The organism is Pseudoalteromonas sp. SIMBA_162 (genome assembly GCF_046535955.1).
Taxonomy (GTDB): Bacteria; Pseudomonadota; Gammaproteobacteria; order Enterobacterales; family Alteromonadaceae; genus Pseudoalteromonas; species Pseudoalteromonas marina.
Genome location: NZ_JAWJBQ010000437.1, coordinates 1 through 270, shown reverse-complemented (window position 1 = coordinate 270; position 270 = coordinate 1). Strand labels below are relative to the sequence as shown.

The following is a 270-nucleotide window of genomic DNA, read 5'->3' as shown; positions in this document are numbered from 1 at the left end:
CTCTTCGCGGGCTTTTTTGCACAGCGCTGCCGCCAGTTCCGGGTTCGGCGTGCGGTCGGTTTTGTTGTTGACCAGCTCAAATGCTGCCATTGCGCCCATGTTGCGCACGTGGTCGATGCAATCAAACTTGCCTTGCCACTCGTTGAAGCGGGCTGCCAGTTTTTCGCCCAGCGCCTGGCTCTTCTCGAGGATGTTTTCCTCTTCGAAGATTTCCATCACGGCCAGCGCCGCCGCACAGGCGGTGGGGCTGCCGGTGTAGGTGCCGCCCAG

At 61.1% G+C, this 270-nt stretch carries 1 protein-coding gene; it reads right to left on the bottom strand.

Annotation, left to right across the window (positions count from 1 at the left end):
• On the bottom strand, positions 1–270 hold a 270-nt coding region (locus R0J88_RS20380), incomplete at both ends, for an aminotransferase class III-fold pyridoxal phosphate-dependent enzyme (protein WP_410900932.1).